We start from the raw sequence: 18,641 nt of genomic DNA on the forward strand, positions 1-18,641 counted from the left end.
TCTAATTGCTTATCAGCCCTTCCTGAACAAGAAACTTATGTGCAACTTCTTGAGCGGATTTTCCCTCTACATCTACCTGATAGTTCATGTCTGTCATTTGACTTTCTGTAATTTTACCTGCGAGCTTATTTAAAGCAGACTCTAGCTCTGGATATTGTTGCGCAAGCGCCTTGCTCATGAGGGGAGCACCTTGATATGGTGGGAATAGATGTTTATCATCCTGCAATACTACAAGATCATATTGTTTTATTTGGCTATCGGTTGAGTAAGCGTCAATAAGGTTAACATCTCCGGTTTGAATGGCCTTATAGCGTAGTGCTGGTTCCAGGGTATTAACAGTAAAATTAAGACCGTAGAGTTTTTGTAAACCAGGGTATCCATCTGCTCTGTCATTAAATTCAAGAGAAAAGCCTGCAGTGATCTTGTCCTGTACTTTTGAGAGATCAGATATTGTTGTAAGTCCATACTGTTGTGCAAATTGACGTGTTGTTGCAAGTGCATACGTATTTTGGTATGCCATAGGCTTTAGATACAACAAGTTATCTTGATTTAAAATGCCATCTCTAGCTGCAGTATATACAACTGATGGATCAGTTGATGTTGGTGGAGTATTTTTGAGAAGACTGCTGGTAATAGTGCCACTAAACTCTGGATATATATCAATTTCGCCTGACTTTAGAGCTTCGTACAAAAAGCTTGTCTTACCAAAGCTTGGTTTAAGCTCAACAGAAAGATTTGAAGTATCCTCAATAAGCTCTTTATACAGGTTAATAAGAATTTCTGGTTCTGCTCCAAGCTTGCCTGCAATAGTAATCGTTTTTCCTGTGTGAGTAGTATCTTTGGGAGAAAAGTTCAAAGTGAGTATTGATGGTGCAAAAGTTATTGCCAAACAAATTCCTGTAATGACAGCAGAAATGCCAATAGTTCTTAACTTTGCTTTCTCGAGTGCCTTGAGTATTGTGCTAAAAATAATTGAGAGTGCCGCAGATGAGAGTGCTCCTATAAGGATAAGAGAAGAGTTGTTGCGATCTATTCCGAGCATAATGAAGGAGCCTAAACCGCCTGCTCCAATAAGAGCTGCAAGGGTAGCCGTACCAATAATGAGTACTGTTGAAGTACGTATGCCCGATACAATAATTGGCATGCTTATAGGCAGAATGAAAGTTTTGAGACGTTCCCACCTATTCATGCCAAAAGCAATACCGGCTTCTACTAGGCTAGAATCAATGCTCCTGAGTGCTGTAATAGTGCTTTGCATGATAGGAAATATTGCATATACCACCAGTGCGACTACTGCTGGTAGAACACCAATTCCCATAAAAGGAATTAACAATCCCAGCAAAGCAAGTGATGGAATGGTTTGGAAGATGCCTGTTATTTGCAAGGTAAGTTCAGACCATTTCTTTTTCTTGCTCAGCAGTATTGCAAGAGGAACCGAAATAATAATGGCAACCAAAAGAGAAAGAAGTGAGATTTGAATATGTTGGATAAGTGCAACAAGCCAGTCTCCAAAACGTGCTTGGAAAACTTCTACTAGGTTAGTCATGCTGCACTCCTTCAAATAGTTCTTGCACATAGGCGTTGGCAGGATGGCTCAAAATCTCTTTGGGAGAGGCAATTTGCAGCATGTTTCCTTGGTCCAAAACAGCAATTCTATCGGCAAGAAGCACCGCTTCTTGCACATCATGAGTTACAAAAACTACGGTCATCTTTAGAGCTTCATGAACACGTTTTGTCAGTTTTTGTAATTGCTGTCTTGTAATGGGGTCAAGTGCCGAGAATGGCTCATCCATGAGAAGAACTTTTGGCTCACCAATAATGGCTCTCACAATGCCCACACGTTGCTGTTCACCTCCCGATAAATCTTTGGGATAGCGATTCATATAGTCTGCAGCAGGAAGGTTAACCTTATTTAAAAGATCGCGGGTACGCTCCTCAATCTTTGCTTTATGCCAACCTTTCATAGTTGGAATAACAGCAATATTTTCTGCAACTGTTAAATTAGGAAACAGTGCGATTTGTTGAAGTACGTATCCCATAGACAGGCGCATTTGGCGCAAATCAAGCTGATTTTGTTGCACACCGTCAATAATGATTTTTCCATCAGTTGCCTCAATAAGACGGTTAATCATTTTAAGAGTGGTAGTTTTTCCTGAGCCAGAAGGGCCTACAAGGACAAAAAACTCACCATTCTCAATGGTAAAGGACTGGTTTGAAAGGATGCTCTTGTCACCAATGTGTTTGCTTACCTTATCGAAGACTATCATAGTTGTCCCTTATTTTTTGCTTAAGCGCTGCGTTGTATGTTTGCGTCAAGGTAGTTAATTGATCTTGTTCTTGCGTACTGAGGCTGGCGATTGTTTGCAGCTCAATCGTATTAAGCGAATCAATAATTGGCTGTGCAAACTGCAATCCTTGAGGGGTAAGTCTTATGTGTTTGTAGCGTTTGTCATGCTCGGTTGTGATAAATTCAATCCATCCTTTTTTGTGCCAATTCTTTATGGTTGCATTGACAACTTGCTTTGTAGAATAGGTCTTCTCAGCCAACAAACTCTGTGTAACGTATCTACCAGTTGCGATGGGATAGTTGGCCATCCATAAAAGCATTTGCAACGACTTGCTTTGCAAACCATACTGGCGAGCAAACCATTCATAGAGGTTTGCTTGTTCGTTAAATAGGCGAACATAGAGCTTGTTGGAGCTACCTGTTATAGATGTATGTTTTGTTTTTTCCAAATGTATCATCCATCTAAATAGTCAAAGTTTTTTACTAAGCACAATAAGTTAATAGTAGCAAACTTTGCTTAGTAGTCAAATAATTTGACTTTCTTATGCTTCACAGCAGCCTGCTTGTTCCTGGTAGCATTGCCCGTTTTTAAGAAACGCATGCATTCTTGTTAATGTGTACATGCATATACGCTAAAAAGCGTGTAATCTATTGCCGAGAAATTCAAATATACATGGCGTGTTGTTGGAGAGAAAAGCATGGAAAAGAACAGGCTTGAGTCATTTTCGGATGGATGTATTGCCATTTTTATTACTGTTATTTTGCTAACGTTTCAGGTTCTAGCCCATGGTACTTACCGCGATTTACTACCTCTTATTCCAAGCTTTGTATGCTATCTGTTAAGCTTTATTGTCATTGCAATTTATTGGGGCAATCAGCACCATTTGGTTCATGCTATTCAATTTATAAATAGCAAGATTATGTGGGCAAACCTAGCGTGGTTATTCTCTTTAAGCCTGGTGAGTTTTGCTACTGCGTGGACATCACTCAATATGTTAGCTCCTCAAACGGTTTCTTTTTACGGGGTTATCTTGCTGCTGTGCAATAGAACGTACGTTTTGCTGGAACACATGGTCGTGGAACAACAAAAGTTTGAGGCTCAGCAAAGTGGGCAACCTTGTAATTTAGAAGATGCATTGGGTAATCGTGATAAAGAGCGCCTTGCTATGTGCATGTACGTAGCTGGTGCAATTATTTCCTTATGGCTTCCACTTGCAGCACTGATTTTATATATGTTGGTAAATGTCATGTGGTTCATTCCCGATAGTCGTATTAGTAGGCATTTAAGTCGTATGAAATGATGTGTTTGAACTCTATGAAGTAGTTCAACAGGCATGGTTCATGGTACCTATATTCTTGCTAGCGGTGTATTACTAGATTTTTATATCTGTAGAAATAAACCCGAGAACTGCATGGAGCGGTCCTCGGGTTTTTGAACAAGTGTCTTTGTAAGAGATTACAAGAGCAAGTCTTAGTTCATAGAGTCCTTACGACGAAGATATGCACTTGCTCCAATAACGCTTGCTCCAGCAACAGCAGCCATTGCAAGGGCACCTGGCAATGTTGCATCGCCGGTTTTAGGAAGTGTGGACTTTCCACTTGCTTTTCCGTTTGTCTTTCCACTTACCTTACCGTTAGTGGTGGGTTTAGTTGTATTTACAGGACCGTTTCCACCTTGAGGTTTGGGATTTTGTGGAGTACCAGGTGTGGTACCAGGCGTGGAAGGATTGCTAGGAGTGGCCGCAGTTACCATAAAGTTTGCTGTAGCCAAACCATCTTGAGAAACAATATCCAACTTATGAGCGCCTGCCTGCAAGGTCTTTGTGTAGGCTGGCAACAAAGTAATTACCGTGCTACCAGATTTGCGCTCATACATGGTGCTGGGAATAGGAGCGCCATCAACTAATACATCTACAAACAATGCGTTATCTGCACTGGATGTAAATACGGCCTTCTCGCCCTGAACAAATGATTGAGGAGCAGTCATTGTATACGTGATAGGGGCTTTCTTTGCAATATCAAAGGAAAGCGCATTAGACATTGCGCTACGACCATCTTTGGTAAGTACTTTTACCTGTACTGAATAGGTGCCAGAAGTCTTTGGAGTACCTTGCAAGATGAGTTTATCTGTATCAATCTTGGCGGTCAGACCCAAAGCTGCTGGATCAAGAGTAACTTCGGTAGTTGCATCGGGATACTTCTTCATGAAGTCACTCAGATGCATAGGTGCACCAGAGCCTTCGGTTACCATAACATCCACAGCAGCACTTGCGTCGACAGCAGTACCCTCAGTAAGCTCTGGGAACTTGCCCTCAAGTGTGATGGTAATTTTCTCAAAAACTGGAGCAGCAATATTAGTGGGCTTTTCTGTAGATCCACTAAAGGTTGCGGCATGACTTCTGTCATCAATTTTTTTGGTTACAAAGGTGCAATTATCAAAAGCTGCTTTTGCACCAGCCTCAATAACGGGAGTGTGGACAAAGCTACAGTTCTTAAAGGTGACCTTTGCTCCGCTTTTAACGGTTACAGTTGAGCCAATAGCGCTAGGCGCACCTGTGTGAATGCCAGCTTTACCAAAATCAATATCACTTACGGCAATATTGTTGTCTTTACCAAAATTAACAGAAAGAGCTTCACCGCCACCAATGCGTCGAAGCTTAGGACCCTCAGCACTTAAAATGCTTTTCTTCTGCCAACCCTGCAAATTTGTTACAAAGCTGGGAATATCAAGCGTGCCACTGTCACTTATGTCAGAGCAAACGCGCACGGTTGTGGCTTTTTTAGCCTGAGCCCAAGAAAATTCTTGCGACAAGGTGTATCCACCACCCGTTGTTTCGTAAACTCCGGCTTCACGTGCTTGAGCTACGCTGACTGTTGGCACCACGGTTGGCGAAAAGCCAATTGGTGCCGAGACAGGCGCAAGGACAAGCCCAGATGCCATCAAAGAAACTAGCGCAATTTTTGCTGACGTAGTTCGTATAGTCATGCAACCTTCCCTTCTAGAACATAAGTACCGTTCTTATATAGTTAACCAATAATAACTATATTATACTGTTACAATATTTATTGTCTAAGAGAAAACATAAAACTAGTAGGGTTTATTACTCATAGATTTGCAAGGCATTTTGCCCTATCATCGTTATAAACTTCTTTGTATTCTTGTTTTGTTGAAGATGGATGAATCAATATGGCCATTCTTAATGCATTTATTGTTTTGCCAGTTCTTCTTGTGTTTTGGTTTTTTAAATTTATTCTTTTTATTATGCGCATCATTGGTCTTTCAATGATTTTTAAGACACTAGGGCAAAAACCTTATGTAGCAATAGTTCCGTGTGCTGCCTCTTATTATCTTGGAGAAGCATTGGGATTGCCAAATTACGGAAATATGTTGGCGTTCAGAGATGCAGTTTGCTGGCTCACTCTTAACTGGTTTTTTGATGCGGCTTTCTTTTCATATTTACTTTGTGCATCAATCGATGAAATGATTACTTTTCTCATTTCACCAACTTCACTTGTTGGTTTTATAACGATATGTGTTGGCATGGTGCTTCGCTTTATTTTGTCAGAACGTTTAAGTCGTGGGTTTGGTCATACAACTCTCTATGCAGTAGCGCTTACGCTGTGTCCAAGTATTTTCTTATTGCTTGTCCAGCGCAAACAGGAACATATCTTCAATCGAGAAAAAATGATTTGTTCTGAAAACATATTCTCAATTAATAGACCTTCGTAGTAGCTCATTTTACGTACCGTGTTATAAAAAAGTATGCAATTCGATAGTACTTTTGTATATCTAAAACACTGGTGTCCACTGGCATATACTGTAGATATACGTAAAAGCATCAATACAGTTATATAGAGGTCTTTTTGCAATTTCTTAGCATGCAATCAAGTCATAATCCATATGAAGCTTGTAAACTTTGTCCACGCACCTGTGGAGCTCAACGCAATGTAGGAAAAATTGGTCTTTGTGGTGCTACGGCAACCTTGCGTGTTGCTCGTAGTGCGCTTCATTTTTGGGAAGAACCACCTATTTCGGGAGAAATGGGGTCAGGGGCAATCTTTTTTTCTGGTTGTCCTTTGCGCTGCGTATTTTGCCAAAATCAGCAAATCTCGCAAGGTAATTTTGGACATGAAATAACTGTGCAGCGTCTTGCTGCCATGATGCTTGAGCTTCAGCAGCAAGGAGCTCTTAATATAAATCTAGTAACTGCACTGCATTATGCACCGCAGGTACATGACGCTTTATGCATGGCAAAAAAAGCAGGGCTCGTTTTGCCCATTGTCTGTAACACATCGGGCTATGAGCTGGTAAGTACTATACGTGCCATGGGTGATGTCGTAGATGTATGGCTGCCTGATTTTAAGTATGCATCATCCACACTTGCATACAAGCTTTCGGGTGCAAAGGATTATCCAGAAGTTACTATAGCTGCTTTAGAAGAAATGCTTGCTCAGGTGCGCACGCGTGGGACTCGCGTAGTGGGGGACAATGGTGCTCTTACTACAGGTATTATCGTTCGACATTTAGTGCTTCCTGGACACATAGAAGATTCATGTGCGGTTCTCGATAAACTCTGGGAGCTTGCGGGCAACGATATTGATATTTCCATCATGAATCAATACACCCCCAATGCACACTGTCGAGCTGCGGGTGGCAATTTAGCCCGTGCGCTTATTGATGAAGAGTATGAAGTGGTGCTCGATTATGCAGATGACCTTGGATTTGAGCACATGTGGTGGCAGCAGGGTGGTACGGTTTCGGAGAGTTTTGTACCAGAATTTGACGCCACCGGTGTAGAAGGTCCAGAACTCAGTAGCTTTTCTCGGTATTTAGCACAATCGTCGAGTTAAAAGGCTATAGTCTATACAACCACCTTGCGCATGCGAGCAAGTTAAGGAGATGCTATGTCAAGCAACGATGCATTAACCGATTCCGAGCGCGCTGAGCTTGAACAACTGCGTGCTCAAGCTGCTGCACAGCAAAAAGCTGCCGAGCGTGCCGAGCTAGAATCCTTGCGAGAAGCTCAACAAGCAGCACAGCGCCAAGCAGAAGAAGATGCACGAATTGCAGCAATACGTGAGCGTAATCGCCGTGCTATGGAGCCAGATGAGGATTTACATATGCCTTTTGCGCAAAAGCTTGTCCTTGGTGTTTTAGCTATAGTTGTAATTGGTTGTGCTATTTACTACTACCTGCATCATTAAGTTACGCAGTACAGCATTGCATACGGCTGCAAGGAGAGCAACATGTCTTTAACCGATCGCACCAAGCCATCTGATATTGCACTAAATACAGACCTGTACGAGCTCACTATGGCTCAAGGGTTTTTTGAGTCAGGACTAGGGGATACACAGGCTTGTTTTACGATGTTTTTCCGTCAAAATCCTTTTCATGGTGGATATGCAGTTTCTTGCGGTGTTGGTCAGATTGCAGATTTGGTAAAGAATTTTGTGTTTGAAGACGATGCCATTGCGTATCTAGCTTCATTAGATGCGCCAGGCGGCGGCAAGATGTTTACGCCTGAGTTTTTGCAATACCTTCGCGATTTTAGCATGCGTGTCTCGGTTTGGGCAGTTCCAGAGGGTGAGGTAGTGTTTCCTCGTGAACCTATGATTCGTGTTGAAGGTCCAGCTATTGATTGTCAGCTTATAGAGACGGCGTTGCTTAATCTTGTTAATTTCCAAACACTCGTTGCGACAAAAACTGCTCGTGTGGTGCAAGCTGCACAAGGTCATGTGGTATCTGATTTTGGTTTGCGCCGTGCACAGGGTCCTGACGGTGGTCTAGCGGTGGCACGTGCTTCTTTTGTTGGCGGTGCCAGTTCTACCTCTAATGTTTTAGCGGGTAAGATTTATGGCATTCCCGTATTTGGCACCCACGCCCATTCTTGGGTTATGGCGTTTCCTTCGGAATTAGAGGCATTTAGAGCATTTGCAAAGTCTAGTCCTAAAAATTGCGTATTGCTGGTAGACACCTATGATGTATACAAAGGCATTCAAAACGCTATTACCGTTGCACACGAGATGGAGCAGGCAGGTGAGCGTCTTACTGCCATTCGCATTGATTCGGGTGACTTAGCCAAACTTTCCAAATATGCACGTCAAGCCTTTGATGATGCGGGCTTGTCCTATGTAAAAATTTCCGTTTCCAACGATCTGGATGAGCACACTATTCAATCTTTATTTGCACAAGGTGCTCCTATTGATTCCTTTGGTGTGGGAACCAAGCTTGCTACCTGTGATCCTCAGCCTTCTTTGGGTGGCGTATATAAACTTAATGCTACACGTAAACCTGACGAGAAAAGCTGGACACCTGCTATGAAGTTGTCCGAGCAAGCATATAAACGCACCATTCCAGGTGTGCAGCATGTGCTACGTTTTTTGGATGATAGTGGCTGTCCTATGGGGGATATGATTGTGGATGATGCCTATGTCAATTCTGACAAAACTATTGCCATTGACGTGCTTGATCCCTACACCAGTTATGATTTGTCTGCGTACACTCCCGTTGAACTTCTCGAACAGTATGTTGATGAAGGTGAACCTGTGGCGGATACAGCAACATTGGAAGAAGCGCGTCGTCGCTGTCACGATGCAATGATGCGTTTGGATCCTGCTACAAAACGCTTCCTCAACCCTCAGATTTATCCTGTAGGAATGGAAGAGGGTCTGGCTAAGTTGCGCGAAGATCTGAGTAGGGAAGAGCGTGCTCGTTCTGGTCGACGATAAACAGTAGGCCTGTTCACGCGTAGTTTTTATTAAACGTGCAAATGTACTAAAAAATGTTGTATGAGCTTTGTTAAACTGCTATGAATTGCAAAATTGCATGTCAAATATGCAAAATGCTATCGATCAAGGAGTGACTTATGCCCGAGACTATTGAAGAGTTGGTAAAACAGGCCATTGCTGCTGCTCAGCAGGCAGGAGATTTGCCTGAATTTATCGTAGAGGATTGTGGCGTTGAGCGCCCAGCCGATACTGACCACGGCGAGTGGACTTCCACCGTTGCTCTTCGATCTGCTCGCCTTGCTCGTATGGCACCCGCAAAGATTGCTCAAGCAATTACCACTCATATGCCTGCTAATCCTGCTATTGCAAAGGTAGAGGTAGCTGGTCCGGGTTTCATTAACTTTTATCTTAATGCTGCTGCAAACAACGAGGTTATCCGCGACGTTCGTGAGCAGGGTGAGGACTTTGGTCGCGCTAATGTAGGTAATGGCCTTAAGCTTAACTACGAGTTTATTTCTGCTAATCCAACTGGTCCTTTGCATGTTGGTCATGGCCGCTGGGTTGCTCTGGGTGACTCCATGTGCAACGTTATGGAGCATGCAAACTTTGACGTGTTCCGTGAGTATTACATCAATGATCACGGCAGTCAGATGGACGTATTTGGTGGCTCTGTTGCTACTCGTTATATGCAGTTGGTTCAGATTATTCGCGAGAAGGGCTTGAGTGCACAAGACGCGTATCAGCTGTTGCTTTCCGATCGTGAAGCATACGTAGAAGATGAGCTGGATGAGGCTCCTCAAACACATCCTTATATGGATGCTTTTAACGAGATTTTAGGCGGTAACTCCTACGGTGGCGATTATATTATCGAGATTGCCCTTGAGTTTTATGAGGCAGATGGCGACAAGTGGGCAGATGTTGACGAGAAAACCCGTGGAGATGAGTTCCGCGAGCGCGCGTATCAGGCAATGTTGCAGCGCATCAAGAACACCACTCACCAGGCACGTTGCGACCTTGATTTGTGGTTCTCCGAGCGCAGCTTGTATGTTAAGGATGAGTCCGGTACCTCTCCGGTAGACCGTGCCTTTGCACGCCTGGAAAAGATGGGTCACCTGTATACCACCGATGACGGTGCTTTGTGGTTCCGTTCTACCACCTTTGGTGATGACAAGGACCGCGTACTCATTAAGTCTAATGGTGAGTACACCTACTTTGCTTCCGATGTTGCCTACCACTGGGATAAGTTCCAGCGTCAGGATTATTCCATTGATTTGTGGGGCGCTGATCATCACGGCTACATCGCTCGTGTAACCAATGTATGCGATGCTTTGGGCTATCCCGGTAAGTTTGAGGTAGATCTTGGTCAGTTTGTAAACCTACTGCGTAATGGTAAGCCTGTGCGCATGTCTAAGCGTAAGGGCACCATGGTTACATTCCAGGAGCTTTTGGACGAGGTAGGCGTAGATGCAACACGTTATACCTTGGTATCTAAGTCCTCCAACCAGACTATCGATTTTGATATTGAAGCTGTTAAGCAGCGTAATACTGCCAATCCTGTATTCTATGTACAGTATGCTCATGCACGTATTTGCTCTATTTTGCGTCGTGCTGCTGGAGTAGATGATGCTCAAGCCCAGACAATGGGTATGGATGCGGTAGCAGCTCAGGCTATTGGTGAGCATTACGATCTTTCATTGCTTACCAATCCCGCTGAGCTTCAGATTGCTCGTAAGCTCAGCTCTATGAGCGATATGATCGCTTCTGCTGCTCGTGATCGCGCACCCTTCCGTCTGACACATTATTTGGAGGAGCTGGCAAGTGACTTCCATGCGTTTTATAACAACTGCCAGGTACTTCCTTCCGAAGGCCGCCCGGTAGATTCAGAGTTGTCTCGTGCACGTCTGGCAGCTTGTGATGCGGTACGTCGTGTACTTGCTCTTAACCTTAAGATGATTGGTGTTTCTGCACCCACCAAGATGTAACTTGCTCGTTAAGCTTAACCGGACACTTTGAGTAGATACATGGTCTTTCTCAAGGTGTTCGGTTACTTTTTAGAAGCGCGAAATAACTTGCTAAATTCTTAGCATCCCTGTTTCTTGAGCCAGATGCGTGGTGACATACCTGTCTGTTTGACAAAAATCATTCGTACCGATGCTGCGCTAGCATAGCCAAGTTCATCTGCAATTTGATTCAGCGTTTTTCCGCACAGAAGACTTTCTTCTATTTTATGCATACGCAAATGAGTAAGCACATCACCAATACTTTGACCTTGCTCTTCCTTAAATTGCGTGCAAAGTGTAGTGCGTCCCACATGGAAAATACGAGCAAGTTCATCAAGCGTCGGTGGGCAAGAAAGAGAACTCTGCAGCAATGCAATGATGGCTTGCGAGAACTGTTTTCTTTTATAAGATGGAGATGTTACTGCTTGAACTGGTCCAGCGCCAGTACAAGAGTTGTCGAACTTACTTTTTGCAATTAGTCCCAGTATTTTGAGCATTTGTGCATAGGTATCTACCTGTGATGTTTTCTGGCAAAGATTACTTGGTAATAGTTTTGCAAAAAGATCAATAAGCTGGTTATTATCATTAAAACCTAAAGGTCTATCAATAAGTGTGTATGCTGCCTCATGTAGCTCGCTAAACTGCTGAGCAAGCTCACGCAAGAGCGACATGGTAAGACATACCGTTGCGCTTGAATAAACGGTTCCCGCTTTAATCTCAAATCGATAGGTTCCCGCAGGATAGGGAAAAGAAACCGTAACTTGCGGAGCATGCTGAGCTATAGTCTCAAAAGCACCTGTATCAATATGCAGGTAGGGAGGCTGAAGACCTGCCTGTTTCCAAATATCATTCATGAGTGCAAGCTCCTGCATTTGCATGGTGCCAATGCAAACAAAGTCTTCAATAGGTTTCTCTTCCAGGGAAAAATCTTCAAGTGCAAGCCAACTCATGCGAGAGACAAGACAGCCCTCAAAAGGAACATACCACCAATACCATCCGCGTGCCTGTGTTGTATTCACGCGAAAGACCTTACCAACACCTGTCCACTTGTATTCCGGATAGGCTTTTATCTACTCCATTTGCGGCATAATTTGCGAACGCATAGTGGGAGAAATATGAGAAAAAGCAGCGTAAAATGCCTGCTCTGCATGAGTCATATATCTCCTTTTTGTAGTCTGCTACAAGCTTCTATTTGCATTCCATAACTGTTGCAATTGTTCGTGCAACATAAAAATCGTTCGCGTTTACCTTATTTCAAGACAAGCCATATATATCACTAGTTAACCTTAACTAACAAATATGAGATTATTTTAGCATAGAAGGAGGAAGTCTTGGATCTTTACAAGAGGATCTTTGCCTATGTACCAGAGAAAAAAGCTTATGGCGTGTTAGCTGTGTTCTGCTCGGTATGTTCGGCAGTGCTTACCTGCGCAGGCTATTTTGTCATCTATCAGGTACTCAGAGAAATATTGATGGCTAACAACCTGGTCGTAGCACAACAGCTCTCCATCCTTGCTATTGTGCTTTTAACAGCAGGAGCTTTGCTCTATCTCTTGGCAAGCATATTTTCTCATATACTGGGCTTTAGGCTCGAAACCAACCTACACAAGCGTGGTATAGATGGTATTGTACAGGCTTCATTTCGCTTTTTTGACACTAATGAGTCGGGCATTATTCGTAAGACCATAGACGATAATGCTGGCATGACACATTCGGCTGTAGCCCATATGATCCCAGATTTAGGGCAGGCATTTGTGACACCTATTCTAGTGATTATCCTCAGCTTTTTTGTAAGTCTAAGAGTAGGTATTGCGGTGGTTGTCACGGTGTTTATTGGCGTAGTCATCATGTCAAAAATGATGGGCGGAGAAACCTCCTTTATGCAACAGTACCAAGATGCCCTCAAGCGCATGAGTGGCGAGACGGTTGAATATGTTCGTGGTATTCAAGTCATTAAGATTTTTAAGGCGGATGTTAATTCGTTTAAGGCATTGCATGAAGCCATTACCTCATATGCGCAAGGCGTATATTCCTATTCAAAGAGTTGTAAGGTTCCTTACGTTACCTACCAGTGGATCTTTTTAGGCGCAGCAGCTCTTCTAGTCATACCAATCGCTCTTATGCTCAATACCATCACCGAACCTCATTTCTTTATGATTGAGCTTTTGATGTACATATTTCTTCTTGGCGTAGTGTATGTATGTCTGATGCGTGTTATGTACTCCACACAACATATATTTGAGGCAAAATATGCCGTAGATAGCCTAGAAAAACTCTACGACGAAATGAACAAAGACAAGCTGCAGTTTGGAAATGAAACGAGCTTCGAGAACTTTGATATTGCTTTTGAGAATATGAGTTTTTCCTACGGAGACAAGAGTGTCTTTAAGAACTTTAATCTTAGTCTTGTTGCAGGTAAATCCTATGCACTCGTAGGTTCATCTGGCTCGGGTAAATCAACGCTTGCTAAACTGCTCAGTGGGTTTTATAAGGTAGATGATGGTGCGGTTACCATCGGCAAAAAACCGCTTTCTGCGTATAGCGAAGACGCCATCATTAAGGCTATATCGTTTGTTTTCCAAGATCCAAAGTTGTTCAAGATGTCCATCTATGACAATGTGGCACTTGCCAAAGCTGGGGCAACACATGACGAAGTCATGGCTGCGCTTATGAAAGCAGGGTGCGCCGATATTCTCGATAAATTCCCTGAACGTGAGAATACCCTTATAGGCGCCAAAGGAGTGTATCTTTCCGGTGGAGAAAAACAACGTATTGCCATTGCGCGTGCGCTTCTCAAAGATGCACCTATTCTTGTTATGGATGAGGCATCTGCTGCTATTGATGCAGATAACGAATATAAATTGCAAGAGTCGTTTAAGACGTTGATGCAGAACAAGACCACCATCATGATTGCCCATAGGCTCTCTAGCATTCAAAACGTAGATGAGATTCTTGTGCTAAAAGATGGTGAGATTGCCGAGCGTGGAAGCCACCTCGAGCTCTTGAAAAAACAAGGCGAATACAAAGCTCTTCTCGATATGTACTACAGCGCAAATGATTGGAGACTGAGCTATGATTCAGCACTTTAAGCGCAAGTTTCAGGTAACCGACGAGGGCGCTCGCGGACTTTTGAAGGCTTCTTTTTCGAGTCTTTGCGTATACATTGTAAGCATGTCTCCCGTTATGCTTGTTATGCTCATTGGCGATATGCTCTTGTCGGGCAATAAGCACGAGAGCTGGTTGTATATTGCAAGTGCTGTGGTAACGCTTATAGCTCTTGCGATTACTCTTGCAATTGAATACGAAGGCACCTATAACGCAACTTACAAAGAGAGCGCTCATTTGCGCATTGGTATTGCAAAGCGTCTTCAGAGTTTGCCACTCAGCTTCTTTTCTAAGCGCAACCTCTCTGATCTTTCGCAATCTATCATGTCGGATGTGGAAGCTATCGAGCATGCTATGAGCCACTCTATCCCTAAGATTTATGCTATCTATTTCTTCCTGCCACTTCTTACCGTTATGCTCATGGCTGGAAATGTATGGCTTGGTCTTGCAGTCATTGCTCCTAATGTATTACGTTTTTTGGTGTTGCCTTTGTACAGGCAACAGGTTGAGCGAGGCAATAAAAAATTCTATAAGGTATTGCGGGAGCAAAGCGAAAAATTCCAAGAAGTTATTGAACTTAATCAGGAGATTAAAGGCTTTAATTTGAGCCAAGAGATCAAGCGTAGTCTGTATGAAAAAATGGACTATGGTGAGCGCATTCACCTTCTGTCGGAGGTTGGCAATGTACAAGTTATGGGACTTTCTTCGCTCTTTTCATTTATTAGTCTTGGCGTGGTGCTTGCCGTGGGTACGCAACTCTTGGTAACAGGTAGCATTAACGTGCTCTATCTGTTGGGATATATGCTTGCAGCCATCAAAGTTAAGGAAATTGTTGATATTTCCAACGAGTCTATGCTTGAAATATTATTTGCGGAGCCGCGTGTAGCAAAGCTTAAGGAGATTAATGAAACCGCTGTACAGGAAGGTGCAGAGGTTGAATTAAAGAACTTTGATGTTGAACTTACTCATGTTGGTTTTGCATACGATAAAGACACATCAGTTTTGAGTGATGTTTCATTTGCAGCAAAACAAGGGGAAGTAACCGCTCTTGTAGGTGCCTCTGGCTGCGGTAAAACAACGCTCCTCAAACTCATTTCTCGTCTCTATGATTATGATTTAGGACATATTTGCATAGATGGCAAAGATATTAAGGGCATTTCGACCGATTCACTCTTCGATAAGACATCTATTGTTTTTCAGGATGTAACACTCTTTAATAGCACAATTATGGAAAACATCCGTATTGGAAAACTGGATGCGACAGATGAAGAAGTGCGCCATGCAGCTCAGCTTGCTAATTGCATGGAATTTATCGACCGATTACCCGACGGTTTTAACGCTACTATTGGTGAAAATGGAGCCGAACTTTCAGGTGGTGAACGTCAACGTCTTTCTATTGCCCGTGCATTTCTGAAGGATGCCCCTATTCTTATTTTGGACGAAATTGCAGCAAATCTTGATATAGAAAACGAGCGCAAAGTTCAAGAAAGTTTGAGCAAGCTTATCGAGAATAAAACTGTTGTGGTTATTTCTCATCGTTTGAAATCAGTGGAAACAGTGGACAAGATTGTAGTACTGGATGGTGGCAAGGTCGAAGCTGTGGGCACACATGCTGAGCTTCTAAAAACATCTTCTACCTATAAAAATCTTATTGAGAAATCTAAACTTGCCGAAAAGTTTGTGTACTAAATAATTGCGCCTGCGCAGCTGTAGTTGTAGTTGCGCAGGTAGAGCATTCAAAGAACAGGAGTAGCTATGAATACCGAAAAACTCAAAGTAAAAGATTTGGTAACCATAGGTGTATTTGCAGTTGTCTACTTTGTGGTGATGTTTTCCTTAGGCATGATAGGTATGGTACCCATCCTCTTTCTTATTTGGCCAACGCTTTTAGGTGTTGTTGCGGGCAGTATTGTTATGCTCTTTATGGCAAAGGTTCCTAAATCTTGGGCTTTGTTTATTTTTGGCATGATTGCTCCGCTTGCTATGTTTGTGGGAGGACATACTGTTGTTGTTCCTCTTTACTCTTGCGTGGTAATGCTTATTGCAGAGTTTGTTCGTCGTGCAGGTGATTTTAAGAGCATGATGCATAATATTGCAGCTGCAGCAATCTTTAATGCGTGGTCATGCGGATCGCTCTTTCAGATATTTTTGGTACACGATAGGTATTTTGAGCTCACTGTTGCGCAGATGGGCGTAGAGTACGGTAATACGCTTGATAAGCTTATGAGCTATCCCACAATGGGACTTATTATTGTAGGCGCTCTTATAGGTGGGCTGATTGGCGGTTTTATTGGAAAAGCCCTGCTTAAAAAGCATTTTGAGAAAGCAGGTATTGTCTAATGCAGCAGGATAGTTTCTCTGTTGCACAAGGGAACCGAGTACATTTTAATCCAAATCCCTTAAGTAAACTTGCTGTTGTACTTGCTGTGGGTGTAACTATCTTGCATCCAATGCCAGATTGGGTGGGCTTGGCCATGGTATTGGTACTTGCCTTGTTTTGTATGCTTTCGGGATTCTTTATTACGGGACTTAAAGCCTCTCTGTTCTATCTGCTACTTTGTATGGTTCCGTCAATTGACGGAGTCTCGGCTTTTCCTGCGCCTCTTAAAATGTTTATCTCGTTTTTCTTAATAGTTCGCATGTTTTATCTGCCTATATTTGCAGGAACATATTTGGTAAAAACATCAGATGTGGGCAGTATTTTGTCATCTATGGATGCGATTCATACCCCTAAATCTATTTCCATTCCTATAGCAGTTATGTTTCGTTTCTTTCCTTCGTTTCATGAGGAGAGACGCAATATTAAGCTTGCTATGAAAGTGCGGGGGATAACGTTCAAAAACCCTATTGCCTATGCAGAGTATGTGGCAGTTCCTCTTCTTATTATGTGCTCCACTATTGCCGATGATATTGCCAAAGCTGCGGAGGTCAAATGTATCGAAAATCCCGTGCCGTCCATACGCTATACCGAAGTAAAGTTTCGATTGATTGATGTTGTGTTTCTTGGCATTATGGGTGTTTTGCTTGTGGGAGGTCTCACGTGGTTGAGATAAAAAATCTTACTATCTCATATGGCGAAGGAGCAGCTTGCTCAAGCATTCTTAAAGATATTTCGCTCACAATCCATGATGGTGAGTGCGCAGTTTTTACGGGCAGAAGCGGTTCGGGAAAGACTTCGCTCATCAACGCCATAAACGGACTTGGTTCTCGTTATGATGGAGCGCACTTAGAAGGGGATATTCTTGTTGATGGACAGCAGATACATAAGCTTGAAGTCTTTGAAATTGCACAGGTTATCTCCAATGTATTTCAAAATCCCAAGACCTATTTCTTTAATGTAAACACTACGCTTGAGTTGCTCTTTTATTTAGAAAACACAGGAGTTTCTCGTGCCGAAATGGATAGGCGCCTCAAAGATATGTTGACGCTGTTTCCTATAGAACATTTGCTCGATCGTAATATTTTTCAGTTGTCAGGCGGAGAAAAGCAAATCCTTTGTGTTGCCTCGTGCTATATTGCGGGTACAGGTATCATTTTGCTTGATGAGCCATCATCTAATTTGGATGCACAGTATATTGCTTTGCTTCACAACATGCTTGCTTGTTTAAAAGAACGCGGTATTTCACTGATACTTTCCGAGCATCGTTTGTATTACCTTATGGATATTGTGGATAGGTTTTTTGTGGTAGGGAATGGTTCTGTTACAGAATACCCCATACAAGATGTGCAGTTGTGGTCATGTGAACAACGAAGTGCCTTGGGACTGCGCGACGTACAAAAAACGCCGCTTGCAGTGCCCATGATACAAGTAAAAGAATCGTGTGCAAATCAAATACATAGTGGCTTGTACTTACAGTCTCTCTTTGTAGATTTTCCTGGACAATCAGCAGGACTAAGAGTGGAACATACTACGTTTGAGATGGGTAACATTTATGGCATTGTTGGACACAATGGCTGCGGAAAGTCGAGCTTTGTGCGCGCTATGATTGGTGTGAATAAACATGCGCGTGGAGAAATTTTCCTAGATAAAAAGAAGTTTTCTGCAAAAAAGCGTCTTAATGCTTCATCGCTGGTTATGCAAGATGTTAACCATCAGCTCTTTAGCGAGGACGTAGAAAGTGAAGTTTGTCTTGGCGTGAAAAACTATGATTTGCAGGAACAAGAGCAGCTGCTTAAAAATCTTTCACTGTATGAGTTGCGCGAACGCCATCCCTTCAGCTTGTCTGGTGGGCAAAAACAGCGTGTAGTTATTGCGGCTACACTCTTTAAGGGTTCTCGCTTCATCTATTTTGATGAGCCTACTTCAGGTATGGACTATGAGAATATGCTGAGTATTTCTCGTCTTATTAAGGCAGCATCTCAAACGAATAACATTATCTTTATTGTGTCTCATGATGTGGAGTTCCTCAATGAGACAGTCGATGCTGTTATAAACCTAGAGTGCTATCGCGTATAAACTCATGTCTTAAGAGCAGCTTTTGCAGCTACTGGAAACCCATGAGATAAAAATTAAAGTTCTC

The 18,641-nt window shown here is 42.8% G+C and carries 16 protein-coding genes; 11 read left to right on the forward strand and 5 right to left on the reverse strand.

All coding sequences use genetic code 11. The annotated features are described in order from the left end of the window. Window position 1: 1 nt before the first annotated feature. From G469_RS0104440 to G469_RS0104450, 3 genes are read right to left on the reverse strand one after another with little or no spacing between them, the layout of a single operon-like run. Complete coding sequence (locus G469_RS0104440; RefSeq protein WP_028264022.1) at window positions 2–1,546, reverse strand: ABC transporter permease/substrate-binding protein; 1,545 nt, start codon at window positions 1,544–1,546, stop codon at window positions 2–4. Continuing rightward, window positions 1,539–2,267 (reverse strand): ATP-binding cassette domain-containing protein, encoded by a 729-nt coding sequence (locus tag G469_RS0104445; protein ID WP_028264023.1) that lies wholly within the window; start codon window positions 2,265–2,267, stop codon window positions 1,539–1,541. The genes G469_RS0104440 and G469_RS0104445 overlap by 8 nt, the downstream gene beginning before the upstream one ends. After that, window positions 2,251–2,736 carry a MarR family winged helix-turn-helix transcriptional regulator gene (locus tag G469_RS0104450; protein ID WP_211225403.1) on the reverse strand — a complete coding sequence of 162 codons (486 nt, stop codon included), beginning with the start codon at window positions 2,734–2,736 and terminating at the stop codon, window positions 2,251–2,253. Before G469_RS0104450 ends, G469_RS0104445 begins: the two co-directional genes overlap by 17 nt. 249 nt (window positions 2,737–2,985) lie before the next feature. On the opposite strand from G469_RS0104450, the gene G469_RS0104455 reads away from it, so the two are divergent. Beyond that, a complete protein-coding gene (locus G469_RS0104455; RefSeq protein WP_028264025.1) occupies window positions 2,986–3,588 on the forward strand; it encodes a TMEM175 family protein in 603 nt (200 codons plus the stop codon). 170 nt (window positions 3,589–3,758) lie between these two features. On the opposite strand, the gene G469_RS0104460 is transcribed toward G469_RS0104455, so the two are convergent. Beyond that, complete coding sequence (locus tag G469_RS0104460) at window positions 3,759–5,273, reverse strand: hypothetical protein (protein ID WP_028264026.1); 1,515 nt, start codon at window positions 5,271–5,273, stop codon at window positions 3,759–3,761. Between the two features lie 201 nt (window positions 5,274–5,474). On the opposite strand from G469_RS0104460, the gene G469_RS0104465 reads away from it, so the two are divergent. The 5 genes from G469_RS0104465 to argS all read left to right on the forward strand — a co-directional run bounded on the left by G469_RS0104465 (window position 5,475) and on the right by argS (window position 10,998). After that, window positions 5,475–6,017: a hypothetical protein gene (locus G469_RS0104465; protein WP_028264027.1), complete on the forward strand. Its 543-nt coding sequence runs from the start codon at window positions 5,475–5,477 to the stop codon at window positions 6,015–6,017. A gap of 149 nt (window positions 6,018–6,166) precedes the next feature. Next, window positions 6,167–7,138, forward strand: coding sequence for a radical SAM protein (locus tag G469_RS0104470; RefSeq protein WP_028264028.1), 972 nt, complete (start codon window positions 6,167–6,169; stop codon window positions 7,136–7,138). A gap of 54 nt (window positions 7,139–7,192) precedes the next feature. After that, the gene (locus G469_RS0104475) at window positions 7,193–7,492 is read left to right on the forward strand and encodes a hypothetical protein (RefSeq protein ID WP_028264029.1); all 300 of its coding nucleotides are present in this window, start codon (window positions 7,193–7,195) and stop codon (window positions 7,490–7,492) included. Between the two features lie 42 nt (window positions 7,493–7,534). After that, window positions 7,535–9,016: a nicotinate phosphoribosyltransferase gene (locus G469_RS0104480; protein ID WP_028264030.1), complete on the forward strand. Its 1,482-nt coding sequence runs from the start codon at window positions 7,535–7,537 to the stop codon at window positions 9,014–9,016. Window positions 9,017–9,153: 137 nt separating this feature from the next. Further along, a complete protein-coding gene (argS, locus tag G469_RS0104485) occupies window positions 9,154–10,998 on the forward strand; it encodes an arginine--tRNA ligase (protein ID WP_028264031.1) in 1,845 nt (614 codons plus the stop codon). A 98-nt stretch (window positions 10,999–11,096) separates the two neighbouring features. On the opposite strand, the gene G469_RS0104490 is transcribed toward argS, so the two are convergent. Then, entirely contained in the window at window positions 11,097–12,035 is a 939-nt protein-coding gene (locus G469_RS0104490) for a helix-turn-helix domain-containing protein (protein WP_028264032.1), read from the reverse strand. Window positions 12,036–12,347: 312 nt separating this feature from the next. On the opposite strand from G469_RS0104490, the gene G469_RS0104500 reads away from it, so the two are divergent. The 5 genes from G469_RS0104500 (at window position 12,348) to G469_RS0104520 (ending at window position 18,577) form a co-directional block, all read left to right on the forward strand. Next, window positions 12,348–14,105: an ABC transporter ATP-binding protein gene (locus G469_RS0104500; protein WP_028264033.1), complete on the forward strand. Its 1,758-nt coding sequence runs from the start codon at window positions 12,348–12,350 to the stop codon at window positions 14,103–14,105. Next, the gene (locus G469_RS0104505; RefSeq protein ID WP_028264034.1) at window positions 14,089–15,810 is read left to right on the forward strand and encodes an ABC transporter ATP-binding protein; all 1,722 of its coding nucleotides are present in this window, start codon (window positions 14,089–14,091) and stop codon (window positions 15,808–15,810) included. The genes G469_RS0104500 and G469_RS0104505 overlap by 17 nt, the downstream gene beginning before the upstream one ends. A gap of 66 nt (window positions 15,811–15,876) precedes the next feature. Continuing rightward, window positions 15,877–16,461: an MptD family putative ECF transporter S component gene (locus G469_RS0104510; protein ID WP_028264035.1), complete on the forward strand. Its 585-nt coding sequence runs from the start codon at window positions 15,877–15,879 to the stop codon at window positions 16,459–16,461. Next, window positions 16,461–17,174, forward strand: coding sequence for an energy-coupling factor transporter transmembrane component T (locus tag G469_RS0104515; protein ID WP_028264036.1), 714 nt, complete (start codon window positions 16,461–16,463; stop codon window positions 17,172–17,174). The genes G469_RS0104510 and G469_RS0104515 overlap by 1 nt, the downstream gene beginning before the upstream one ends. Beyond that, window positions 17,162–18,577, forward strand: a complete 1,416-nt coding sequence (locus G469_RS0104520; protein WP_028264037.1) for an ABC transporter ATP-binding protein — start codon at window positions 17,162–17,164, stop codon at window positions 18,575–18,577. Before G469_RS0104515 ends, G469_RS0104520 begins: the two co-directional genes overlap by 13 nt. Window positions 18,578–18,641 lie beyond the last annotated feature (64 nt).

It is taken from the genome of Atopobium fossor DSM 15642 (assembly GCF_000483125.1).
Classification (GTDB): domain Bacteria; phylum Actinomycetota; class Coriobacteriia; order Coriobacteriales; family Atopobiaceae; genus Atopobium; species Atopobium fossor.